The sequence below is a fragment of the Stenotrophomonas sp. YJH_SMC_101-4 genome, from assembly GCF_059370395.1.
Genome location: NZ_JCAFTP010000001.1, coordinates 419540 through 443818, shown reverse-complemented (window position 1 = coordinate 443818; position 24279 = coordinate 419540). Strand labels below are relative to the sequence as shown.

23 protein-coding genes and 1 pseudogene are annotated in these 24279 nt (G+C 63.0%); 4 read left to right on the top strand and 20 right to left on the bottom strand.

Going from position 1 to position 24279, the window contains the following annotated elements:
- Positions 1 to 20: 20 nt before the first annotated feature.
- A complete protein-coding gene (locus tag AC5P8D_RS02095; protein WP_049455015.1) occupies positions 21 to 674 on the top strand; it encodes a hypothetical protein in 654 nt (217 codons plus the stop codon).
- The gene (locus AC5P8D_RS02090) at positions 671 to 1999 is read left to right on the top strand and encodes an XVIPCD domain-containing protein (protein WP_049455016.1); all 1329 of its coding nucleotides are present in this window, start codon (positions 671 to 673) and stop codon (positions 1997 to 1999) included. The genes AC5P8D_RS02095 and AC5P8D_RS02090 overlap by 4 nt, the downstream gene beginning before the upstream one ends.
- A 54-nt stretch (positions 2000 to 2053) precedes the next feature.
- Here the strand turns inward: AC5P8D_RS02090 and AC5P8D_RS02085 are convergent, their stop codons facing one another.
- From AC5P8D_RS02085 to AC5P8D_RS01995, 19 genes and pseudogenes are all read right to left on the bottom strand, one after another.
- Positions 2054 to 3322, bottom strand: coding sequence for a hypothetical protein (locus tag AC5P8D_RS02085; RefSeq protein ID WP_373695618.1), 1269 nt, complete (start codon positions 3320 to 3322; stop codon positions 2054 to 2056).
- Positions 3323 to 3419: 97 nt separating this feature from the next.
- Positions 3420 to 4424: an XVIPCD domain-containing protein gene (locus AC5P8D_RS02080; protein WP_329764511.1), complete on the bottom strand. Its 1005-nt coding sequence runs from the start codon at positions 4422 to 4424 to the stop codon at positions 3420 to 3422.
- Between the two features lie 57 nt (positions 4425 to 4481).
- On the bottom strand, positions 4482 to 5018 hold the full coding sequence (locus tag AC5P8D_RS02075) for a hypothetical protein (protein WP_241885282.1): 537 nt from the start codon (positions 5016 to 5018) through the stop codon (positions 4482 to 4484).
- Between the two features lie 394 nt (positions 5019 to 5412).
- Positions 5413 to 5760: a DUF4189 domain-containing protein gene (locus AC5P8D_RS02070; protein WP_159360321.1), complete on the bottom strand. Its 348-nt coding sequence runs from the start codon at positions 5758 to 5760 to the stop codon at positions 5413 to 5415.
- Positions 5761 to 6002: 242 nt separating this feature from the next.
- A pseudogene (locus AC5P8D_RS02065) lies at positions 6003 to 6745 on the bottom strand (type IV secretion system protein); the annotation flags it as partial.
- Positions 6746 to 6970: 225 nt separating this feature from the next.
- Entirely contained in the window at positions 6971 to 7450 is a 480-nt protein-coding gene (locus AC5P8D_RS02060) for a DUF4189 domain-containing protein (RefSeq protein WP_230080658.1), read from the bottom strand.
- A gap of 77 nt (positions 7451 to 7527) precedes the next feature.
- Entirely contained in the window at positions 7528 to 8679 is a 1152-nt protein-coding gene (locus AC5P8D_RS02055; protein WP_236565072.1) for a TrbL/VirB6 family protein, read from the bottom strand.
- 79 nt (positions 8680 to 8758) lie between these two features.
- Positions 8759 to 9556, bottom strand: coding sequence for a hypothetical protein (locus tag AC5P8D_RS02050; protein ID WP_054172017.1), 798 nt, complete (start codon positions 9554 to 9556; stop codon positions 8759 to 8761).
- 59 nt (positions 9557 to 9615) lie between these two features.
- Positions 9616 to 12054 (bottom strand): VirB4 family type IV secretion/conjugal transfer ATPase, encoded by a 2439-nt coding sequence (locus AC5P8D_RS02045; RefSeq protein ID WP_313268384.1) that lies wholly within the window; start codon positions 12052 to 12054, stop codon positions 9616 to 9618.
- A gap of 81 nt (positions 12055 to 12135) precedes the next feature.
- Entirely contained in the window at positions 12136 to 12444 is a 309-nt protein-coding gene (locus AC5P8D_RS02040; RefSeq protein WP_100049996.1) for a VirB3 family type IV secretion system protein, read from the bottom strand.
- Positions 12437 to 12847: a TrbC/VirB2 family protein gene (locus tag AC5P8D_RS02035; protein ID WP_049436633.1), complete on the bottom strand. Its 411-nt coding sequence runs from the start codon at positions 12845 to 12847 to the stop codon at positions 12437 to 12439. The genes AC5P8D_RS02040 and AC5P8D_RS02035 overlap by 8 nt, the downstream gene beginning before the upstream one ends.
- Positions 12848 to 12920: 73 nt before the next feature.
- The gene (locus AC5P8D_RS02030) at positions 12921 to 13904 is read right to left on the bottom strand and encodes a lytic transglycosylase domain-containing protein (RefSeq protein WP_159360323.1); all 984 of its coding nucleotides are present in this window, start codon (positions 13902 to 13904) and stop codon (positions 12921 to 12923) included.
- A 3-nt stretch (positions 13905 to 13907) separates the two neighbouring features.
- Complete coding sequence (gene virB11, locus AC5P8D_RS02025) at positions 13908 to 14951, bottom strand: P-type DNA transfer ATPase VirB11 (protein WP_049398229.1); 1044 nt, start codon at positions 14949 to 14951, stop codon at positions 13908 to 13910.
- 14 nt (positions 14952 to 14965) lie between these two features.
- Positions 14966 to 16231, bottom strand: coding sequence for a TrbI/VirB10 family protein (locus AC5P8D_RS02020; RefSeq protein ID WP_049436635.1), 1266 nt, complete (start codon positions 16229 to 16231; stop codon positions 14966 to 14968).
- Positions 16228 to 17007: a TrbG/VirB9 family P-type conjugative transfer protein gene (locus tag AC5P8D_RS02015; protein ID WP_019338166.1), complete on the bottom strand. Its 780-nt coding sequence runs from the start codon at positions 17005 to 17007 to the stop codon at positions 16228 to 16230. Before AC5P8D_RS02015 ends, AC5P8D_RS02020 begins: the two co-directional genes overlap by 4 nt.
- Positions 17004 to 18059, bottom strand: a complete 1056-nt coding sequence (locus AC5P8D_RS02010) for a VirB8 family type IV secretion system protein (protein WP_010484847.1) — start codon at positions 18057 to 18059, stop codon at positions 17004 to 17006. The genes AC5P8D_RS02015 and AC5P8D_RS02010 overlap by 4 nt, the downstream gene beginning before the upstream one ends.
- Positions 18060 to 18148: 89 nt before the next feature.
- Entirely contained in the window at positions 18149 to 18595 is a 447-nt protein-coding gene (locus AC5P8D_RS02005) for a hypothetical protein (protein ID WP_495203175.1), read from the bottom strand.
- 427 nt (positions 18596 to 19022) lie between these two features.
- Positions 19023 to 20702, bottom strand: coding sequence for a type IV secretory system conjugative DNA transfer family protein (locus AC5P8D_RS02000; RefSeq protein WP_049482596.1), 1680 nt, complete (start codon positions 20700 to 20702; stop codon positions 19023 to 19025).
- A 36-nt stretch (positions 20703 to 20738) separates the two neighbouring features.
- A complete protein-coding gene (locus AC5P8D_RS01995) occupies positions 20739 to 20996 on the bottom strand; it encodes a hypothetical protein (RefSeq protein ID WP_029379975.1) in 258 nt (85 codons plus the stop codon).
- Positions 20997 to 21230: 234 nt separating this feature from the next.
- On the opposite strand from AC5P8D_RS01995, the gene AC5P8D_RS01990 reads away from it, so the two are divergent.
- Positions 21231 to 22442, top strand: a complete 1212-nt coding sequence (locus AC5P8D_RS01990; protein WP_495203028.1) for an MFS transporter — start codon at positions 21231 to 21233, stop codon at positions 22440 to 22442.
- A 16-nt stretch (positions 22443 to 22458) separates the two neighbouring features.
- Here AC5P8D_RS01990 and AC5P8D_RS01985 read toward each other — a convergent pair whose 3' ends face one another.
- A complete protein-coding gene (locus AC5P8D_RS01985) occupies positions 22459 to 22938 on the bottom strand; it encodes a MerR family transcriptional regulator (protein ID WP_495203027.1) in 480 nt (159 codons plus the stop codon).
- Between the two features lie 89 nt (positions 22939 to 23027).
- Here AC5P8D_RS01985 and AC5P8D_RS01980 point away from each other — a divergent pair, with 89 nt between their 5' ends.
- Positions 23028 to 24266 carry an NADH:flavin oxidoreductase/NADH oxidase family protein gene (locus tag AC5P8D_RS01980; protein ID WP_049413021.1) on the top strand — a complete coding sequence of 413 codons (1239 nt, stop codon included), beginning with the start codon at positions 23028 to 23030 and terminating at the stop codon, positions 24264 to 24266.
- The last annotated feature ends 13 nt before the right edge of the window (positions 24267 to 24279 follow it).

Below are 24279 nucleotides of genomic sequence, written 5' to 3'. Positions count from 1 at the left end.
ACCCCCAAAGGAGGCCGACATTGCGCCACAAGATGATTCCGTGCCTTGCTCTGCTTCTATTGACCGCCTGCAACCCGGAGACCGCCATGAACCAGGAACGTGCCGCTGCTGAAGCCGATGTCGCCCAGGGTGGGCGTGGCCTCGCCAAGCTCAACCCCAGCCCGCGCAAGGCCTATGAGCTGGTGCTGCGCCTGAAGGACGCCCCGGGCGATTTCGCGGTGGTCGAAGGCGTGGCCCAGTACGACGTCACCAACGAAGACCAGTGCGGCCACATCGAGCCGGCCACCGGTACGGCGGCACGCATCACCAGCCAGGAGCCGGTGGAGCTGCGCAAGGTCGCTGATGGTGAGTACCGCGGCACGCTGTATGTGGACCGCATGCTGGATGAAGACTACTACGGTCGTGGCGTCTGCAAGTGGGAGTTCACCGGTGCCGGGGCAATGCTGAAGGCGACGGGTGCCGAAGAAGAGACCCGCTTCCTCACTTTCGTCGACGCCAAGCCGCTGACCGAAGGTGGCGCCCATACGCTCTACTATCCGGATCTGGTCTATCCGAAGGCAGATCGCGTTCCCAACTTCCCAGCCAGTGGCGAGCCCGATCGCAGCAACTACGCCCCTGATCTGCAGGACAAGCTGTTTACGATCACCCTCTCCGCAAGTGAGGTGGCGCCGTGACCGTCACCTCTCAGGACTACGCCGCGTTATCCAATGACGCCTACAAGGATCGGGCCGTCGGCCGACGTGAACCCGGCCAAGAAGAAAAAGTCACGTTAAACGGCCATGAGTACAAGATACTTGAGCATGTCAACAATCGTCTCAACGGCTATCAGGGCACCGTCTATCAGCGCGTAGACACCAAAGAGATCGTCATTGCCCATCGTGGCACCGAGCAGATCGCCCGCGACGCGATTCTGACCGATGGCGGAATGGTGGTTGCACGCACCAATGTCCAGGCACCTGACGCGATCGCATTGACGCAGAGGACAATTGAAGGCGCCGCACTTCAGTCCCGCTTGAGCGGCGGACCTGCCCCCCAGGTCACCGTCACAGGCCACTCCCTCGGCGGCGCCCTCGCCCAGATCACCTCGCACCATTTCAACGTCAAGGGCGAGACCTTCAACGCCTACGGCGCGGTCAGCCTCAGCTACCGCATTCCGGAAGGCGGCAACACCATGATCAACCATGTCATGGCCTCCGATCCGGTCAGCGCTGCCTCGCCGCACTTCGGCCAGGTGCGCGTCTATGCCAAGCCCGATGAGATCAAGACGCTGGCAGCGAACGGCTTCAGCAATCACCCCCTGCGTGACCTGATCCCAGACCGCCCGATCATCGCGGCCACCAGCTCCTTCGGCGCGCACAAGCTGGGCAACTTCCTCGGCGACGGCTCGGTTCTGAAACACCCGGAAACGCAGAAGCTGGCAAAAGACAACGCCAGGATGATCGAGGAGTACCGCGACGACGTCGAGTCACTGCGTCGCGGCGTCACCCGCGCGGCACGGGGCATCCCGGGCGGTGCCATCGATCTGTACGACCACATCCGCGGCCCGCTGCAGCCCGGTGAACCGGCACGCCGCGAAGCGGAGAAGAACGGCCATCACACCAGCATGCTGCGCATGGACGATGCCAATCACCTGGGCAACCCATTGTTCAACGATGCGATCCGCGGCGTGCACGCGCAGGACGTCCGCGTCGGCCGCGTGCCGGATGTGATGAGCACGCAGTTGGCCGGTAGCTTGGCGGCGGAGATGCACGCTGCAGGCGGCAAGCGCATCGACGAGGTGGTGATGAATGCCGACGCCTCACGCAGCTTCGCGGTGCAGGGCCAGGGCGGCGACCCGGCACACCTGCGCGTGTCGGTGGACACAGCGGTGGCGATGAACACGCCGCTGGAGCAGAGCAGCCAGCGGATTGATCAGCAAGCCGCGGGACAGCGCTTGGCACAGGACCGCGATCAGCAACTGGAACAACAGCAGAACCAGACCCGCAGCATGCAGGCCTGATGAACAGCGCGGGAGCCGGTCATTCCGGCTCCCGCTTTACTTCAGCATCGCGCGTCAGGGGCTGGAGGCCGCGACCGGCGCCGACGCACCGGCGGTTACGAACAGATCCGGCCCGGAATCCGGGAAGCCACCACAGGCGCGATCGCCCGGCGCTACCGGGTCACAGGGCCACTGCGCCCGCGCGACCTTCTCACGCAGCTCGAAGCGATCCCCAGTCCAGACCACGAACGCGATGTGCTCGCGGTTCCAGTCACCGTAGGCGCGCGGACCGCCCTTCTGCGCAGACTCCGGGTACTGTACGAACCAGCGCATGGCCGGGCCGTACTGCAACTTGCTATGGTCCAGGCTGATCCGTCCCTTACGCGACAGCTGACGCGCACGATCGGCCTCCGTGACCGTGGGCATGGCCGGCATGGCATCGGCGGTCACATCCCTCGGCGCCGCGTCCCCGCGGACCTGGTACACACGCTGGGCCACGTAGGCCTCGCGGCAATCACCCGCTGGCACGCGGACCGGCTCCGCGCCGTACTCATCGCGGTTGGCGACCTGGTCGCTGCAGGTGAACGGTGCTGACACCAGATAGAACGTGCTGTCGGCGTCGCGCCCTTCCAGCGAGCGCACCCAGATGTCGCCCATCCGCACGATGAAGTCCGGGCGCTGGCCGTAGCCCGGCACCGCCTTGAACCACGCCTTCTGCTGCACCTCACGCTCGCGCCAGCTGCGCGGCAGGTGGATGTCCTGCTGGGGCAGCGCGACCAGCAGCGCGGCCAGATGCGCCGGCATCCTGCCCTGGCAGGCGCCGATCAGCAGCTCGCCCTGGGTCGCCAGCCGCCCGGCCAGATCCACCGGGCAACGGGCGCCAAGCGCGCGCTCGGTGGCCTGCTCGGGCTGCAACGGCACGATGGCCAAGGCGGGTGGCGCGGGAGCTACCGCCGGGACGGCTGGCTCGACGACGGCAGGCGGCGCAGCGACAGGCGCCACCGTTGCGGGTGCAACGGGCACAGGCGTCGGGCCTGCGGCCGGCGCCGGCTGCGCGTCCACCACAGGTGTCGCAGGAGGTGTCACGGCAGCCGGCACTTCGGGAGCCGGTGCCGCGGCAACAGCTTCGGCCGCCGTGGGTGCTGCAACGTGCGCCGTCCCTGCAGGCGCGTCAAAGGCCGCCTCGGCAGCGCGGGGCGTCTCCACGAGGGGTGCTGCGGCCTCCTGAGCCTGTGCCGACGCTGCGGCGAGTCCAAGTGACAGCAGCCAGAGTGACGGCAGGCGGCGCACGGATGCACTGCAGTGGGCGGCGGCGTGCCGGGCATTCGGGGGAACGATTCGCATGTGGTGTCCTTACGAGTGGGTTTCCATGTCGGCGCCACAGGACGCCACGCGTCGTACGTAAAGCGCCCGCGGGCACCCTGCCCGCCGGCATCAGGTGTTACAGGGATCGAGAACGCTGCTCCTGCTCGCGCGCGAGCGTGGCCGCCGGGTCCTGCTGGGCGACGCTGGCAGCCAACTGCTGGCTGCTCTGCGCCAGTGGCTGCTGCGCCGCCTGTTCGCGATCGACCGATGCGCGCAGCATGGCCGGATCGCCCAGCCCACCCTGTACCGCAAACAGCGTGCGACCGTCATTGCCGGCCAGGAGATGATCGATGCGCGACAGGCCGGCTTTATGCGCCCCCAGCGCCAATGCGCCAGCGGTATTGTCGAGCTCTTGTATGCTGCGCAGTCCACTCTGTGCTCCCATCTGCTGCAGGCGTCGGCGTGCATCCTCGAACAACGGGTTGCCGGGCTCACCAGTCTGCGACATGTCTCGGGCAACACTCTGCGCCGGCGCACCGACCTCACCCCGCTCCAGCCGCGCCATCACGTCCGGCGTCAGCTTCTGCTGCCAGACCTCGAAGCGTTGCCGGCGCGCCTCGATGCCATTGAGGGCGCCATTGAGCGCATGCGTTGCTTCGCGCACATCCTCGCGCGCGGCTTCCGGCACACGTGTCTGCCACTGCCACACCGCAATACGGCCTGCGTGCTCGGGCTGCGCGGCCAGTTCCGGCTGATTCACCAGGTCCAGATCCAGCGCCTTGCCGGCACGCTCGTAATTCTCCTTGCCGACCAACGGCAGATAGCCGCGGCCGTGGTACTTCAGCGCATCACCAGGCGCGTCATTGCCCATGCGCCCGCCGTACATCAGCTCAGCCAGGTTTTCCGGGCAGCCATGCAGCGCTTCCTGGCGGGCGCTCTCCAGCGCAGCGTTGCCATTGCGCCACGCAGCTTCCACCGGGATCTGCGAGATTCCCCGGGTGAAGTTGAAACTCTCATTGAGCCGGCTCAAGCCGCGCGACTCGTGCCCTGCCTGGGCCATGAAATTGGCCAGTTCAAGCGGGGAGTCGATGCCGGCTTTGGTCGCCTGCCGCAACAGTTGCGACTCTCTATCGGTCGACACAGTGCAACTCCTGAATCTTCATCAGCGCGGATTCCCTTCCGCCGGTTGGAGCTTGGCTCATGGAAGCGACACCTCGGCGACACTGGACGGGTCGAAGTCCTCGAACCGCACCCTGCCCAGCTCCGCCACCGAGTAATCCCGGATGTGGGTCGCTTCGGTCTCGATATCCACGACCTTGCGTCTCACCCCGTCCACCCAGCAGGCCTTGTCCGCGGGCGCATACCGGAACCGGTAAGTGCTGCTCCAGCGCTCGCGGCTACCGCCGTTGGTGATCACGCTGAAGGTGCCTTCCTCGACCATTGCATACGCAAAAGGGTCGCCGGCCAGGCCACCTCGGGTAGAACACGGCACCAGCTTGTCGTTGCGCGCGGCCAGCTGCCAGCGCCCGCGTCCGTCACCGCGCAGCAACAGCAGCACCCGGTTTGGTCCGTGCTGGCCGGGCACCAGCCCTTCCGGTGTCGGCTGGTCGATGACCAGCAGCTGATACTCTATGCCATCGCCGTTGAGCTCGCCCCTGACCGCTTCCAGCAGGTTCGCACCGGACGGAACGAACGCCAGGGCATTGTCCATGTGTACGCCACTCCCCTTCTGCATCCCCTGCGACTCCTTGAATCCTGACTTGCCAGTACCCGTGCGTCGATCAGGAGCCCGTGCACTGGGCTGCGGACCCCGGCGTCCGCCATGGCGGATCATAGCCCCGGCCCTACGGCGTCTGAGATCGTCGCAATCGTTACCCGCATCGTGGGTCGTCAGAGTCCTCATGGACGGAAAAGCTCCTGCACTCGATGGCACCGATGCGCCGGAATTTTGACGCGCACGCAGCTTACTTCGAAGAGGCAGCACTCGTCGAAGGGCGCTTGGGATGAAAAGCGCACTTGATCACATAAAACCGCGATCTTCGAAAGCGGTTACCTACTTGGTGACCGAGTCGACGATCATGCTCTCAGGTAGCGCCAGCCATCAGGCTGACTTACCCCGATAGATTCACTCAGAACTCGCGAAAAACCGGATTCGAGCACTCCGAGTAGGCAATGATGCAACTGCCTCCTCCAACATCCTTGCAACTGCGAAGTGCGCGAGCCTTAACGGTGTCCATATCCACTGCGGTATTCACCGAGCCCCGACCTTTTCCTGACGATGGCGCGGAAAATGCCACGCATTGGTTGTAGTAGCTAACAGTGGTCCTACAATCCCTCGAACCCTCGGCCGCGCACTTTCTAATTGCTTCCGATTCGGCAAGCTCCTTGCTGCGCTTGTTTGCCGAGGTTCCAACCAAATTCGATGTCGGAGATTCTGCGACCGCTCCCCAGGTCGTAAGCCACTCTCCGGTCGGCATCGGTGGCGCGTCTACGGGAGCGGCGGCTGAGCCGCTAGATGCGCCGGGTATCGGCGCACACCCTTGCACTCCCTGTCCCCCGATCGGATAGAACCCGGGAGGACAACTCCCACCTTCAGCCAAGACGGCAAACGGAACGAGAGCCAGTGCAGCACAAGCCAGAAATCCGCAACTAATTCGCATTGAAAACTCCGCAATTACTGTCAGACATCCGTCGTTGAAGCATTACCACGTTGTCCAGTCTACACGGGCGCATCAACGGCACTGCCAAACCTGGGCATCGAGCTCTGAGCGGGCGCTTCGAATGCGTGATTGTTACTTGGAGCACTGGGCTTGTAGGATGAGCCTCCCGTAGATCCGGGCGGTTGGCCCTGTGGTCCTGGTTGCGCGGCCGGCGAGCCACCAATCTGCGAATATGCCATGTAGCTACCCAAGTTGCCCTGGAAGAACATAGCCGCTATTGGGGCGCAGTCAGAATCAGGGGCGTCAGGATCAATCCCATGCGGCCCTGCTGCATCGCCTGACTGGACATGCCGTCGCTGGATGCGCCCATCAGCGGGAACTTGTTCACCAGCGCCGTCACCCACAACGACGCAGACAAGCGGATCACCATGTCCAGCGCAATCAAGACCATGGCCGCCAGCACCGCTATCGAGAACATGGTTCCGATGCCATAGAACAACCATCGTTGGAACAACTGCTTGGTCTGGTCGAACAGAAGGCAAAGAATGAACAACGGCCCGAATCCGATGAACAGCGCCATTGCTACTTCGTAGAGCAGAAGCATTGAACCCGCAGTCACCGCTGGACCACCAGTGCCGAGGCCAATGAACCACATGGCCCGGGTCTTGTCTTCCTGCAATCCAGGGTCATTCGGAATCTTGATGCCATCAATGCTGGACAGCGCCACCTGCATCCAAGCCAGACTCTTGTCGATCTGCTCTTCCGGTGCCTAATCTTTTCCGGTAACGACATGGGTGATGAGACATCAGAAAAAACACGCCTCGGCACTCAATCCCGGGCCGATGCTAGATCCAGCATCTGATCTGCTGTCATTCAGCTCCCGCCACCACGCACTCGAGCTACGGACGCATGCTGTTCGCCTCTACACCAGCCGCCCGAGTCAGCGCGCAACCATGGGGGCACCTAACCATTTCGATCTGGCTGACATTCAATCTAGCCGGACGACCACAGACTCGCTATAGGACTTCTAGAATTTCTCGAAGATCGGCTCAGAGCAAGCAGAATAGACGGGAGCGCAATCGCGCCCTCCTTTCGAAGCACAGAGCCGGGAAGCAAACTCCTCAGCACTCTCAATCGTCGCGCCGGTACCAAACTGCGTGGTTCCATCTGTGCCCGAGCTGGCGACAACAGCGGCCACGCATTGATTCTTGTAAGTAATGGTGATCTTACATCCCACTCCACCGGATTCAGCACATCTCCTCTGCGCCTCTTCAACAGCCTCCGCCTTCCGGACACGCCCAGTTGAGGAGCCTGAGGCGCCCGAGGGCGCCAACGATATTGCGCCCCACGTCTTGATCCATTTACCCGTCGCTCTAGGCCCACTGGTAGTCGTGCCCGCGCCTCCAGGAATCGGGGCGCAACCACCGACGCCCTGCCCTCCGATCGGATACTGCCCAGGAGGACACCGCCCCTCAGCCTGAGCCTCAAGAGCCGATGTGGCGAACATGAACACCAACGGCGCTAGCAAATGGATCACTCTCATCAGGCAACTCTCCTTACACAGACAACACGCATCTCCGCGAACTAAATAGGTGCCTTGGCAAATCGGCCTGTATCCGACTGCGTATCGGCAACATGTGGAGATCCAGTCGATCGACTCATCTGCCCTACTCCGCTTGCTCCATGCCCGGAGCTCCCCTTCTCTGGCGTCGCCGGCGAGTAATAGCTACCCGGCGGCTGCCCGCTCGGACCAGGCGCCTGAGCGACCGGGCTGCCGCCTATCTGCGAATATGCCATGAAGCTACCCAAGGTTCCCTGGAAGAACATCGCCGCCATTGGGGGCGCAGTCAGAATCAGGGTCGTCAGGATCAATCCCATGCCGCCCTGCTGCATCGCCTGACTGGTCATGCCGTCGCTGGACGCGCCCATCAGCGGGAACTTGTTCACAAGCGCTGTCACCCAGAACGAGGCGGACACGCGAATTACCATGTCCAGTGCGATCGACACCATGGCCGCCAGCACCGCCATCGAGAACATGGTTCCAATGCCGTAGAACAACCATCGCTGGAACAACTGCTTGGTCTGGTCGAAGAGGAGACAAAGAATGAACAAGGGCCCGAACCCAATGAACAACGCCATCGCAACTTCGTAAAGCAACAGCATTGAACCCGCAGTCACGGCTGGGCCACCCGTACCGAGACCGATGAACCACATGGCTCGTGTCTTCTCTTCCTGCAGCCCCGGATCCCCGAGGACCTTGATGCCATCAATGCTGGACAGCGCCACCTGCATCCAAGCCAGGCTCTTGTCGATCTGCTGCTCCGGCTTCTGATCCTTGCCGGTAACGACGTGGGTGATGAGTCCCTTTACATCCTCGGTCAGGAACTCATGAAGATCACGTCCAAACATGCCCATGCTCGTTGCCACAGCAACAATCAGAGCAGCGCGAGCCATGTTCGTCACAAGGATCATCATCGAGTCACGACTGCGCCCAGTGACGATGCGATAGCCTTGGATCAACACCCACAAGGTCATGAGGGTCAGGGCAATACCGCCAACCCACGCCATCATGTTGTCCATCAGGTCGAAACCAAACTTGCCGATCTTGTCCCGCAGGTAGTCCAGGATCAGTTTGAAGAACACGAAATCGCCGACCGACTGGACACGCACCGCGTGCTCCATCAAATCCTGGAAACCGCCCGAAAAATCAAAGTTGGCAATCGACCTGATCGTCATACCCACATTCCCTTGGTAATACCGCTATCGCATGAAGCACCACGCGGATTCGTGGTCCCCAGGTGCCCCATTCCACGCATCAGTCGATGGACAACGCCGTCTTCAGCGCTACCGTCTTGACCAGATCGCTAGCCAGGTTCTTCATCGGATCCCCCTTCAACGCTGCCTGCGCCACGACCTTCTGGTTTGCTTCCATCACCGAGATGTACGCGTCATATGCCTTGATACGCGCCTCAAAATTCTGAACCGACGCATTCATTTCATTGGCGGTCCGCAACGAGTCGTTTGCTACCGCCTCCATATCACCAAGGCGACTGCTACCAAACCGAATCTGGGCGATCGAATCCAGGCTCTTCATGATCGATGGGCCGGTCTTCTGCATGAAATCAACCGCATCGTTGTACTTGCGATTCTGCATCATGCGAATATTCACGCAGATCTGTGTCTGCTGATCCTTCCAGTCACCGTCAGGCTTGAACACGATCGACGTCATCAGGTCCTTGAGCTGGGCCCCGGTTCCGCAGGTCTCGGCGATCAGGTATTTCGGAGGCACGGGCGTCAACGGCGTAGCTGCGGGCAGGCCGAAATCATTGACGATGCCCTGGACCCTCACGAGCATCTCGTTGTATTCCTTGATCGTCTGATTCCAGTCACGCAGCCACTGGGTATTCTCCTTCACGAACTGTGCCTTTTCCTGCACTTTGGACTGAAGAGTGTTGAACTGGTTCCAGATGTGCTGCCAAAGCGCAGGACCCGTTTCCTGCACCGGGCCGATGGCACCCGCATTGGTCGCTGAAAGGGCCAAGGCAACGCCGAGCACCTTGGCCATCGGCTTGAGTACCTTGCGGGCGCTGGCCCGACGCTTGACGTTGTTCATGGGGAAACTCCTGTTGTTCTGATTGACGTCCACTTGCCTGTCTCCTGCTCGCACGGCCATCACGCCGCGTCGGAACGGGGTTCCTTCCCCGATCCCTTCCGGTTCCTGTAGAAATCTTCCAGCCACTGCTCCGGGCTGAGCTCGTCGACAGTGACGCGATTGCGTACCGCTGCCGTCTGCAACACCCGATGCATGACATCAATGTTGTCGGTCGAGGCCGAGATCACCGACAGGATGTCGTCCATGCCACGAAGGTTGAGCTGGCAGACGCTGGACGCATGGCCCTGCTTGACCAGGAAGCAGCGCGAGCGCTCGTCCAGGGCGGTCACCACCCTGAACTCGGCCTCGGTCAATTTCAGGCCATCCATGTAGTCGCTCTTGCTGGCATTCGGGTTCGGCAGCAGGATGAGCGTTGCGGTCTGCTCGATCAGGGCGGCGGAGATATCGCTCTTCAGCGCATCTTCCGGGCTCTGCGTCGCGAAGATGCCGAGACCATTCTGCTTACGGATGGTCTTCTGCTTGTTCTTCGCGAATTCCTTCAGGCCACCCTCGCCGTCGAGGATCTTCCAGAACTCGTCCATGACGTAGATCAGCGGACGACCGTCGATCAGCGATTCCAGGCGGTGCAGCAGGTAATTGATCACCGGCACGCGCACTTCAGGATTGTCGATGATGTCGGTGTAGTCGAAGCCGATGATGTTGGCCTTGCTCAGGTCAACGGTATCCACGGGATTGTCGAACACCCAGCCCAACGAATTGCCCGATGTCCAACGGCGCATGCGCGCGTAGAGGCCATCGTCGCCCATGTTGGGCAGGCTCTTCTGGAAGTTGGTCATGCTGCGCAGGTGCATCGGCGTATCGAGCATGCTTTCCACCGCGCGGTAGATATCCTCTTCTTCGCGGGCGCTGTATTCACGCTTGCCGGCCAGCACCTTGATCAGGTCGGCAAGGAACTGCACATTGGCTTCGTTGTTCTCGCACTGGAACGGGTTGAAGCCGGTCGGCGCGCCGTTCTCCAGGGCCAGGTAGTTGCCACCGCAGGCACGCACGAAGATCTCCGCGCCGCGGTCCTTGTCGAAAAAGAAGATGGTTGGCGACGGCTCGTACTTCTGCACCTGGCTGAGCAGGAAGTTGATCAGCGCGGTCTTACCGGTACCGGACTTGCCGATCACCATGGTGTTGGCGATCGCCTTCTCACCCAGCGAGTTCTCCGACGGGTGGGTCGCGTGGAAATTGAAGTAGTACGGCTGGCCGTTGGTGGTCTGCAGCGTGGTGACGCAGTCGCCCCACGGATTGTTGTGCTGCTTGCCGGTGGCGAAGTTGTGCAGTGGCGACAGGCCCAGGAAATTCAACGAGCTGACATTGGCCAGTCGGGTGCGGTAGCGCCAGTTACCCGGCAGCTGCGAGTAGAAGGACGAGGTAACCGCCAGGTCTTCCTTGGTCGACACGAAACCGGCATTGGAGAGCTCGGCGCGGGTCGAGGCGACGTTCTGCGAGAGCTTGGCCTGGGTGTCGCCGTAGACCGCCATGATGAAGTGGTATTCACCCAGCACGAAGTTACCCGACGACAGCTGATCCATGGCCTGATCGAGCTCGACGATCTGGCTGACCGCCTTGTCGCCGGACGAGATCATCATGCCCTTGGTGCGATCGAGCACCTTCAGTGCATCCTGGCGCCCCATCGGGCTGAACGAATGGGTGATGACGTACTCGTAATCCAGGTACTTCAGGCCGTTGAGGATGCCGGGGTAGGTTCCCTCGGCATACTCCTTGATATTCAGGATGGCGCCGAAATGATTGGCACCATTCGGGGTGTTGATTGCGAAGTCACCGGTCTTGGCCGAGAACATGTGGCGGCTGACAGGCAGGTAATCCTTGATCGGTGCCGACAGCACCGGCACCGGCTCGTCGATGCGATTGATCAGGTAGCCGAACAGCTCCAGCGTTTCAGAGAACACCACCCCGTTCCTGGCTTCGTACATGCCCAGGCGATACGGCGCGTAATCGCGGATCACGGCCTCGACGTTGCCGGCCAGCTCCATCAGCTTCTCGATCGCCTGCTCCTGCTCGGCGCGCAGCTTGTCCACGTTCGCCGATTTTTCGACGAAGCGCTTACCCGTCACCACCGGGCGGTAGATCATGGTCAGGTACAGCTCGTTCTGCATGATGCGCTGCGAGGACAGCATGCCCATGTACTGATCTGACACATCCTGGTTGAAGCGCTGCTTGTAGTTGCTCTTGCCCTTCAGCGTGCGGCGGCGACGGATGTCATGCACCCAGAAGGCGACGTTGACAAAATCAGGCGCGCGCAGCGTCTGCAGCAGGCGGTTGAACGTGTTGTGGCGATGCTCGAGCTCCCACTCCTCACGGCCGACGAACGGCAGCCCTTCCAGATGCCAGGTCAGCAGGTAGTCGCCGCCCGTGGTCTTGACCACGTTCGGGGCAACATGCGACGACAACGGAATGAACTCACTGATGGAGGTGTCAGGGCTGAACATACGACTGCTTCCAAAGAGGTACTGCCAAGGAGTTTCAAGAGACCTGGCGGGCGCGGACGGCCGCCAGGCCGGATCCGGACCTCAATCCATTCGGGCCGGCTTGTCGCGGTAATGGTTGGGGTTGAACACCCACATGCCATCGTGTTCCTGCACGTTGCGCACCTTCAGCTTGAACATCAGGCGCAGGCCCAGTAGCCGGAAGATCATTTCGTCACGCTTGGCCATGTGCCGCATGATGAAGACCGCCACCGGAATGGTGAGCAGGAACCAGAAGTTCGTGTACATGCTGAGCAGCAACAACCCACCTGCCACCATGAAAAATGGCAGGTAGGGGACGCCCAGGAACATCGCTGGACGCGTGCAGCCGCGGAACACGACGTTCTTATGCACTGTAGTACTGGATCACGTGGTTGATCAGGTAGGAGGTGCTGGTGCCACCACCGCACTTGCCGTCGCTGCCATCACCCAGCAGCATGCGCGCGATCTGGCCGGCGGCGCCGATCAGCACGCCACCGATCAGGATCGGGGCGACGTCAGCGATGCGCTTGTGCGCGAAGGCGATCTGATAACCGGCGAAGATCACCGCGATGGTGACCACGGCAATCGAGGCGATGTTCAGCAGGCCGTTGATGTTGTTGAAGAAGCCGCAGACCTTCTTGTCGGTGCCGCCGAAGTCGGTAGCACCGTTGGCGAAGACCTGCGGGGCGAACAGTGCGCCAACGAAGAGCGTGGCCATCAGCAGGGTTTTCAGCGTGCGCTGGGCCTGGACGAGGTCGAGATTGGATCGCTTCATGGATTGATTTCCTTGTTGATGGACTAACACAACTGAATCGGCCAGCCGGGGGACTGGCCGTACCACGACTTCGTCAGAACACGAAGGCCGCATCCCCTGCGGGAATCTGCTGCACCGGAGCGGCCTGCGCCGGTGCGTTGTATGAATTGCCATTGCCGGCCACCGGCAGATTCCGCTCGCTCCAGGGTCGCAACATCACCGGCCCCTCATTGCTTGCGCCGGCAGCACCCGGCAACTGCTGCGGCATGGCCATCGCCTGTGCGCCGCCCTGCTGAGGCAGCTGCTGCGGCATGCCAGGGGCCTGTTGCTGCGGATAGGCGGCGCCTTGGATCTGCTGTGCCTGCGGTTGCATCATCCGGTCCACCGAACCCAGCACCACCTTCGACAGCGCCTGGTCGGCGATGTTCAGCAGGCTGCCCCGCGCCATCGCACCGGTAGATGGGTACACGACATAGGCACGCGCCGGGTCTTCGGAGGGCACGTACACCGGACCACTCGACTGCGCAACGATGCGCGCCTGCGCCGGAGAGGCCAGCTGCGGATGATGCTCGACCTTTACGCTGCGGCGTTCGCCACGGCTGACCACGTCGATCGGCGCAGCCCCATTGCTGGCAAGCTGCTGCCCGCGGCGCATCGAGTCATAGACCTTCTGCACGTAGCCGTGACGGAAACCGGTCTCGAAATTGCCCGAGTAGTAGCAGCTGAACGACTTGCCCCAGTCACCACCGGAGCGCTTGTAGCACTCGGCCAGGATGCGCGAGCCCGCCTGCAGGTTCGGGCACTGCTGGAAGGCCTTCTCGTAGGAATCCAGGCCGTACTTGCCGAGGTTGTAGCGGTTGACCTGGGCCAGCCCGATGGAAAAGTTGTAGCCCTTCTCTTCCAGCATGCGCACCGTCGCCAGCGCTTCGTCCAATGCCTTGGGCTGGCGCACAAGCGCTCCGCCGACCACGCCGATGGCGTAGGGATTGCGCGACGATTCCACGTTGATGACATGTTGCATCACGTCCATCGATACGGCCATCTCCGGGCACGCCATCATTTCCAGTCCTGGCAGCATCCTTCAGCCCTCCTGCCCCTGGGCACGCCCAGGATTGAAGTCGATGCCGGTGATGTAGCGCGAACCGGCATGCGCCTTGATATGCACAACGATGTCGATGGTCATCATCAACAGTCGCTTGATCACGTTGAATTCCAGGCCCGAACCTTCGGTGGAGGCCTTCACCATGAGTGCCAACTGGTCCCAGGTCTGCTCCGGACTGCCCGCATGGCAGCTGGTGATCGAACCCGGGTGGCCCGATGCACAGTTGCGGATGAAGTAGAACGCCTCGTCACCGCGCAGCTCGGCAAGGATGATGCGTTCGGGCTTCATGCGCAGGCAGGCTTCCATGCAGCTCTTTGCGCTGACGTTGCTGGTGCTCTGCCCACCCTTGGAGTACAGCAGGTGCACCACATTGGGTTGGGTCAGAAACAGCTCGCGTGCGTCCTCGATCGTGACCAGGCGTTCGTTGTCGGGGATATGATTGACCAGCGCTTTCATGAATGTGGTCTTGCCGCTACCGGTCGCACCGGATACCACGATGTTCTTGCGGTACATCACCGCGCGCCGGAAGAACTCGGCGTACTCGCGCTGCTGGCGCAGTTCGAGCAACTCTCGATCCTGCTCGCTGATGCTGCCATCGCTTTCCAGGATCTGATTGAAGAAGCCGTCTTCGTGATACTGGCTGAGCGACTTGGTGTGCTTGGACGGCAAACGGATGGTGATCGACACCTTCCCAGCGTCACATGCCGGCGGAATCACGAACTGCGCACGCTGGCCGGTGGGGAACGTGAGCGACACGACCGGATCGGCATCGGTGATGCGCTGGCCGGTGTTGCTCTCGTTCACCACAGCCGTGCAGAACTGCCGGGCCCGCTCGAAGGTCAGGCCCGGCACATCCACCCGCTGCCACCCCGCCCGGGTTTCCAGGTACAGCTCACCGGGACGGTTGATGCAGATTTCCGTCACCTCCGGCGAGGTCATGTACTCGGCAATGCCCAGCACTTCGTATTGATAGCGCAGGAAATCGCTGGAGACGAGGGCGAGGGGTGACACTTCAGCGTCCATGATCGTTCGTTGGGTTACCGGCGGGGGTGCAGCACGCTCGTGAAGTCGACGTCCTTGGCGACGTACACATTCACGATGGTGCCTTGGTTGATGGTCACGGTCGGCGGGCGACGCTGGCTGAGCGACTCGTTGGCCAAGCGCTCCATGGTGCGCGCCGTGGCGCTCTCATAAGGCGACTGGATGGTCATGCCGTTGTTGGCCACCGTGGTGGTTTCCGGGCCATGTTCGGCGGCGGCGTACTTGAACGCGTCGGCCAACAGGCTGATCATCAGCGCCGAGGCGATACGGCTACCCCAGTGAGCGCTGTACTGGCCCGGATGGCCTGCGCCACCCAACTGATCAACGCCCGGGCTGGACATCGCCACGTCGATGCCATTCGGAGTGGTGATGCGGTCCCAGATCACTTCCACCCGCTTGCCGGTGGGACCACCGCCGTAGGCACCATAGATCTTGGAGCCCTTCGGCAGCAGCAGATTACGGCCGTTGATCGAGTACACCGGCTCTGTCACCAGGCACGAGGTGTAGCCCGCGATGTCGGTGATGATGCGGGTTTCCAGCACGCAGCGCAGATAGGTGCCACGCACCAGCAGCGCATCGGGGCTGCGGATGTAGCTGGCATTGGACACGTCATCCACGTCGGGGCCACGGCGCACGCGCGCGGGCGCTGCATTCTGCTGGCCACCCATCATCTGGGCCTGCAGGCGCAGCGTGCGGGTCAACTCGTCTTCCTGCCCTCCCTGCCCTTCGCTGCCAGTGCCGTCGCCGGCGCCAACGAAACCATTCCCCGATGCCCCCATCCGGCGCTCAGCGAGCGTCGGACCGCGCGGTGCTTCACGCTCGCTCATGTTGAACGCAGGTTCCGCACGGGTCGGCTCCGAAGGCGGCGGCAACATCGGAATCGGGTCAACCGGCTGCATCGCCTGGGCCGGACCCGGATCGGTCTGGACAGCATCCGGCAGCGTTGGCGTGCTCGCGCGCGCGACATCCGGCACCTTCGGCGCATCGTCCTTGTCCTGGCCCTTGCGGAACAACAGGAAGCCCATCGCCACCAGCAGCACCACGATACCGCCCAGGAACAGCAGCGCCTTGCGGTTCAGCCGCTGCTCTTCGGCCGAGCGCAGCTGCGGCGCGGCCGCATCCAGATCCGGCGCAGGCTCGGCCTGGGTGGTGCCGAAGTACGGGTTCGACTGCGCGTCCGGGGCACCTTGTGCACCATAGGGGCTCTGGCTCTCGTCGCGTCCGTTGTTCGGGTCGTTTCCGGGAGTGTTCTGCTGGCTCATTTCTTCACGTTCCTTCGCAGGCCGACGACGAAGTCGCCGTGGCGGATGACCAGGTACGGGTAGGTCCCGTGCACGATCAGCGTATTGCCTTCAACCGTGGTGTTGACCACGAAGTCTTCACCGTATTCCGTTTCACGACCGAACACGGCCGGGAAGATGCCGGTCTTGTACTCCGGCGAGTTCGGTAGCTTCAGGTAGGTGAAGCGGCTGTCGTCGTAGGCGTTGACCGGGATCAGCCAGCCCATCTTCTTCGCCCTGCTGGTCGAATAGGAGTAGTTGAAGTTGTACTGGCGATCCTTGGCCAGCTCAGAGCTCAACAGCGGCTTGGCCTCTTCCTCGACCGCTTCCTGGGCGACGCCGAACACGGTGTCGTTCGGATAGACGAAGGCGATCTTGTACTGCACGCCTGCCCGGCGGGCCTGTTCCAGCTGGCGCCAGTCGGTGGCCACCACTTTCAGTTCGAAGATGTAGGAATGGGTCTCGGTGCGCACCATCATGTTGGTGTCGACGTCGACGTTCTTCGGCTTGAGATAGAACACGTTCTCGCGGCGCGTCAGCTCCCAGCCACTGCTGAAGCCGGTGCTGTAGTCGAGGATCTTCTCGTTCGGGCTCAGCTCGATCTGGGTGGTCAGGCCCAGGCCGGTGCGAACCGGATAGATGCGGTCCTTCTCGTACTCGTAGTGGTCCACCGCCTGCGCCATCGCCGCTGCTGAAAACAACAGCGACAACATCGACAGCAGCGCCAGCGCGCTTCCCCTGATATTTCGACTACTCATCGGTTGCTTGCTCCATCAGCAGTTCCGGTGGAATTGTTCTGCGCCGGCCTCATGGCCGGCTGTCCGGGCATGGCTTGCCCCGGCGTTACTTGCCCCTGCACCGGCTGACCCGGCATGGGTTGACCCTGTACGGGCTGGCCCGGCATCGGCTGGCCCGGCACCTGGCCGTTGACCGGAGCCGCAACCGGTTGGCCGGTGGCAGGATCGATCATCGTGGCCGCAGCCGGATTGTTCGGATCGTAGACGCCCTGTGCCTGCTGCGCGGCCTGTGCGGCCTGCTGCGCCTGCGCCTGCATGGCGCCGTCATCCGGCACCGGGACGCCACGGGAATAGTCGTTGTCGACGCGATACTCGGTGACCTGGAAGGCCAGCGGATTGAGGATACGATCCTGCTCGGACAGCGCGAGGTTCTGGTTGTAGCCGAAGCGCATCGTCACCAGCTGATTGTCCAGGTAGGTGGCAACGCCAGTGCGCTTGTCCAGCAGGCTGCGCTGGATGCGCACCGACGCACCGCGGAAGCTGCCGTTCGGTTCGGCGCCCAGCGGCGTGATGCTGAGGATCTTGACCCGGATGGCGCGCTCGCGGCCATACATCACGAACGGGTTCTGCGGGTTGTTGCCGGCATATCGCACGCGCATGGACTGCGCCACCGGATCGGTGGACATCACGAACACCAGCTCCCAGTCGCGCAGGCCCATTACCGCCGAGTCGTACGATTCACGTGCCAGCACGTACTGGGCCACGTTGCTGCGATTGATCGCTTCGTTGCTGGTGATCGTCTCGCCCTGGAAGGTCCCACTCAGGCGCGCGACGGTCGCGGTACCCGTGTAGGCGTCGGCCATCACCAGGAACGGCACCTTCTCCTTCAGCGGCAGCATGTAGTAGTAGCCGCCCGCCAGTGCGAGCGACATCAGCAACGAGCCTGTGGCGACCCACCACGCGCGCCGCTCGCTGCGACGCGCCATATCGGCCACGGTGATCTCGTAGCTGACCGCCTTGGCGACCGACTGCTCGACCTTGGGACTGTTGCCGGGATCCTTCTTGCGGAACATGGATTCTTCCGTACTGCTGAAACATCAATGGGCATGGAGCCCCTGCGACAGGCGCGGGGAGCAGCACGTTCGATGGTTTCGAGGTGGACTCAGGTGCCGCTGTTGGAATCAGCGCCCTGCGCCGACGCGGTGGGCGTCGAGCCAGCGCTCTGCACAACGATCTGGTTGCCAACAATGAAGACGGAGATGCCTTGCGCCGAATACGCCGAAGTCAGATCGATCACAGCCTGCTGCGCGTTGGTGGTATCGATCTTCGAGACCGCGCCATACAGCGTGAAGTCCGAATTGAGGCGGTAATCCAGCGTCCGGCCTGAATCCTTGGCCCAGCGCTCGAGCATGGCTTTGAGCGTGCCATCCATCGGCGAAGCCTGGTAGACGTAGCTGGAGTACAGCGGGATCTCGGTCGTCGCCACGGCAAAGCGGTTGACCGGCTTCCAGCGCCCACCGAAATCGGGGGCGGACTTGGTGGCACACCCTGCCACCATCAGCGCCGCGACTGCGGCGATGGAGATTTTCGCGATAAACGCCTGATTCATACGGGCTTCACTTTGACGTACGAAAAAGCAGTCCCGAGCGTTGGTTCCCTGGTCGTCCGGCGCTGCATGGCGCACGCCGGAATCGGGGAGACGCGCTGGCATGCAGCACACCTGCCCCGGCTCCCCTGCAGCCCGAAAGCTGCCAACCAGGTCGCGGGGCCGCCAGACGTTGCCGACGACACACCCGCACACCCTCACCAACGTCGAAACCATCCTTGTTTCCATGGCACAAACTCCTGGCCACCCTGCGTTACAACTTTTGCCATCCAGCACACACTTCTGGATGACGAACACAGAGTTACACAACCACGCGTCAATTCCATGTCAGACAAGTCTGAAAATCTATGAACAGATGCCGAATTTTTGACTCAGGTCACGATTTCATTTCAGTGAATATGAATCCACGTCACAAATTTAGCGACGTGAATTAGACGTTAAGCATCGGAACGTCGACCTTCGGCAGCAGCCTCGACGTGAAATAGCGATCCTTGTAATAGCGGATCTTGTCGCACTTCACCGGATGCGGTATGCCCTCGTAGAGGAATACTTCCTTGTCCGGCCCCATCGCCTTCAGCTCCTGAGGCAGCATCAGTGCGCGCCGCTCCTCGGTGAAGTTGTGGGTCTTCTCGCGGGCATGGGTGACGTTCTTCTTGCGGATGGTGGTGTAGCCCAGCATGTCGGAGTAGTCGTTGGCGTCCTGCTGCTCGCGCGGCGCGTACAGGATCTGCAGCGCGTGGTTGGTGATGATCGTGCGTGACACTTCCCGTCCGTAGGTGGCATCAAGCTGGGACATGCTCTGGATGATCGGCAGCAGGCGGATGTTGTAACCGGCCATGTAGGACACCGCCGAGGCGATGATCTCGACCTTGCCGATCGAGGTGAATTCGTCCATCAGCAACAGGCACTGGTACTTCAGGTCCGGGTTGGACTTGGGCAGTTCCTTGGTGTTGAGGTTGATCAGCTGGCTGAAGAACAGGTTGATGATCAGCCGGCTCTCGGCCAGCTTGTTCGGCTGGATGCCGATGTAGATGGTCATCTTCTTCCTGCGCACGTCGGTCAGCAGGAAGTCGTTGCTGCTGGTGGCCTTGTCCAGCACCGGGTTGATCCAGGGATTGAGCGGCTCCTTGAAGGTGCCGAGGATCGAAGCGAAGGTCTCGTCGGCCTGGGACAGCATGTTGGCGAACGCCGAACGGGCGTTGCCACTGAGGAACGACCGCTCCGACAAAGCCTTGAGGTACTTCTTCAGATCGGTGCCGTCGCCCGATGACAACCGGTAGACAGCGCCCAGCGTGGGCGTGCCCGAGCCGCCCGGGAAACCACTGCTGCGCTCGTCGTCCCAGTTCTCGAACAGATACAGGGTGAAGGCCATGAACGCGTTGCGCGCCTGGCTGACCCAGAACTTCTGGTCCTCGGCCCCATCCGGATACAGCATCGCGGCAATGCTCATCAGGTCCGAAACCCGGAACGCCGGGTCATCGGACACGTAACTGAGCGGGTTCCAGCGGTGCGTGCGCCGATCTTCGGCGAAGGGATTGAACAGGTAGATCTCCTGGCCCTGGCTGGCGCGCCAGCCACTGGTCAGGTCGAAGTTCTCCTGCTTGATGTCCAGCACCACCAGCGATTCGCCGTACTCCAGCAGGTTCGGGATGACCACGCCCACGCCCTTGCCTGAACGGGTGGGTGCCGCAAGGATCACGAACTGCTGGCCGTCCAGCCGCACCAGCTTGCCGCCATGGCTGCCGACCACGATGCTCTGGCCGGTCTTCTTGAACATGCCGTGCTTGGACAGGTCGGCGCCGGTGGCGAAACGCGCGTCGCCATGCAGCGAGCGCTTGTCCTTCTTCAGCAGCAGCGCCAGGCCGGTCACCAGCAGGGCCAGCAGCGGCAGACCGAAGCCCACGTAGCCAGCCCATTTGATCTTGCCCACGAAGGGCGCGACCTGTGGCTGGTCCAGCGCATTGAAGTACTGGTAATAGGTGTTCCAGGTGAACAGCTTGGTATCCAGGCCCAGGAACAACAACGTCAGGTAGCCGGAAAACACAAAACCAAGCAACAGGGTCGCCAGCGTGGTGATGGCGATGAGCAGATACTTCTTACTGGGCAACACCCGAATCCTCCATGATGCGCACAAGGGCGCGACGGCCTAGCGGCGGCGCCAGCGCGACGCCTTCTTCCGCAGGTGGTTTTCGTTCTCCAGCCCGGGCTCTTCGCCCTCTTCACGCACCCGTTGCAACAGCAGTTGGCGCGCTTCGGCCAGTGATACCAGGTCGGTCAGACGATCCCCATCGTCGGCGACGACCGCATGGCCGACCACATCGCCCGGAGCGTACACCGGCGCGTAGGACACCGCTACCAGCTGATAGCGGCCGCGCGTCTCCAGCACATGCCTGAACTCCTGCATCGACATCCTCCTTGTTCCAGCATTCCACAGCCCCTGCACGCCCATCATGCCGACCGCCGTGTCGTCATCACATGCAGGAGGCCGGCAACAGGGGGCCGCACGCGCTGCAGCACCGAGCCCGTGCCCGGCGTGCCGCAATCCCATCGATCAAACACTGATTTGCCCCGGGCGTGGCTGCTGCTGTTGCGGTGCAGCAGTACAATGGCCGGCTCCCCGCCCCCATCGCGCCCCCGCATGAGCCCCAACGCTTCCCTGGCTGCGCGGCTGACGCCCCGTCAGCGCACCTTGATCATTCTTGCCCTGTCCCTGGGCGGCTTCGCCATCGGCACCAGTGAATTTGCCAGCATGGGCCTGATGCTGGAGATCAGCCGCGGCCTGTCGATTTCCGAAACCCAGGTCGGCCACCTGATCAGCGCCTACGCCATCGGCGTGGTGGTCGGCGCCCCGATCCTCGCCTTCGTCGGCGCCAGCTTCCCGCGCCGTAAGCTGCTGCTGGCACTGATGGGCTTCTATGCCGTCGGCAACCTGGCCAGCGCATTGGCACCAAACTACGGCACGATGCTGATCGCGCGTTTCGTCGCGGGCCTGCCACACGGCGCCTACTTCGGCGTGGCGATGCTGGTGGCGGCGGCGATCAGCCCGGCCGGCCAGCGCGGCCAGGCGATGTCGCGGGTGCTGCTGGGCCTGTCGATTGCGATCCTGGTCGGCAATCCGCTGACCACCTGGCTGGGCCAGCAGCTGAACTGGCGCACCGCCTTTGCCCTGGTCAGCCTGCTGGCCATCGCCACCGTGGCGATGATCGCGCGCTTCCTGCTGCCGGACCCGGACGAAGTGCGCACTTCGCCGATGCGCGAACTGCGCGCCTTCAACACCACCCAGGTGTGGCTGGCGCTGGCAATCGGCGCCGTTGGCTTCGCTGGCATGTTCTGCGTGTTCACCTACCTGGCGCCGACCCTGGTGCAGGTCACCGGCGTAGCCGAATCGTGGATGCCGCTGGCGGTGGGCGTGTTCGGCATCGGTGCGATCATCGGCAACATCGCCGGTGGCTGGCTGGTGGACAAGTTCCACTTCAAGGCCGCCGCGGTGGTGCTGGTGTGGTCGATCGTGATGCTGCTGCTGTATCCGCTGGCCGCGCAATCGGTGTGGACCATCGGCCCGATGATCATCACCGTCGGCACCATGGGTGCACTGGCCGCGGTGCTGCAGACCCGCCTGATGGACGTGGCCGGTGAGGCGCAGACGCTGGCCGCTGCCTCCAACCATGCCGCCTTCAATACCGCTAATGCACTCGGCCCGTGGCTGGGCGGCATGGCGATCAGCGCCGGCTTCAGCCCGGCCAGCACCGGCTATGTCGGTGCGGCCACTGCGATCGGCGGCCTGCTGCTGTGGTGCGTGGCGGTGATGCTGGACAAGAAGCGCAAGGCAGCCGGCGTGGGCAGCCACTGACCTTCGCGCCGGATCGTCAGCTGCTGCCCGCGCGGCGGCGGCGATCCGGACGCAGCAACGCCGTATCGCCGGCCGCCAACGTCGGTCGCGCCAACTTACCGCGCCGTACGCGGTCCAGTACCCGCCGCGAGTTGGCCGCGCAGTCGATGCCCTCTGGCCGTGCCTGGATGTCCTCGATCAGGGCCAGCAGATGGGCCCGGCTCTGTGCCAGCCGCAACTGCAGCGCCTCGATGTCGGTCACCTTCTGCTGCAGCATCGTGATCAATGCGTCGTGCTGCCACTGGCCCATGTCCGGTGGCAGCAGGGCGCGTATCTCCTCCAGGCTGAAGCCGGCGCGCTGCGCACCGGTAGTCAGCTCCAGCAACAGCACCGCCTGCTCCGGGTAGTCGCGGTAGCCGTTGGCCTGCCGCTGGACCACCAGCAACCCGGCCTCTTCGTAGAATCGGATGCGCGACGCTGCCAGACCCGTGCGCCGGGCCAGCTCACCGATCTTCATCTGCCTGAATCCTCGACATCGGAACCTGTTGACCTTCAATCAAACTTGAAGGTTAGCGTAGCGCCATTCCCCTGTCCTGGAGCTGTCCGATGTCGCTGTTCTCGCCCCTGGCACTACCCTCCGGTGCCGTCATCCGCAACCGCATCGCCAAGGCGGCGATGGAGGAAAACATGGCCGATGCCGACCACGCCCCCTCCGAAGCGCTGCTGCAGTTGTACCAGCGCTGGGCCGACGGCGGCGCCGGACTGATCATCACCGGCAACGTGATGGTCGATGGGCGCGCCATGACCGGGCCGGGCGGCGTGGTACTGGAAGACGATCGTCACCTCGACCGCTTCACCGCCTGGGCGGACACTGCCCGCTCGCGGGGTGCGCAGATGTGGATGCAGATCAATCACCCGGGGCGGCAGATGCCGGCCGCACTCGGCCAACCCGCGCTCGCGCCGTCAGCCGTTGCTTTGCAGATGGGCGCGCTGTCCAAGCAGTTCGCACCGCCGAAGGCGATGACCGAGGACGACATCGACGCGGTGATCGCGCGCTTCATCCGCAGTGCCGAGCTGGCCGAGCGCGCCGGCTTCAGCGGGGTGGAGATCCATGCTGCGCACGGCTACCTGCTCAGCCAGTTCCTGTCGCCGCTGTCGAACCAACGCAATGACCGCTGGGGCGGCAGCCTGCACAACCGCGCGCGCCTGCTGCTGGAGATCGTGCAGGGGGTGCGCGCGGCCGTGGCGCCCACCTTCGTGGTGGCGGTGAAGCTCAACTCCGCCGACTTCCAGCGGGGCGGCTTCTCGCCCGAGGACGCGCGCGCCGTGGTGGAGATGCTGGCGCCCCTCGGCGTGGATCTGGTCGAACTGTCCGGCGGCAGCTATGAAGCACCGGCCATGACCGGCGCCGCACGCGACGAACGCAGCGTGGCCCGCGAAGCGTACTTCCTCGAATTCGCACGCGAGATCGCCACGGTGGCAACGATGCCGCTGATGGTCACCGGCGGCATCCGCCGCCGCGAAGTGGCAGAACAGGTGTTGGCCAGCGGCGTGGCCATGGTCGGCATCGCCACCGCGCTGGCGATCGAGCCGGATCTGCCGCAGCACTGGCAGCAGGGCCGCGACCCGGTGCCGACACTGCGCAACATCAACTGGCGCAGCAAGCCGCTGGCGGCCAGCGCGCACATGGCCGCAGTGAAGTATCAGCTGGGCCGGTTGAGCCGGCACCGCCCCACCGCGCCCGGTATCTCACCGGCCTGGGCACTGCTGCTGGCACAGGCGGACGTAAAGTGTCGGACCCGCCGCTACCGGCGCTGGATCGGCGCCCGCGTCATCGCACATTGAGCCGCGCGGACTT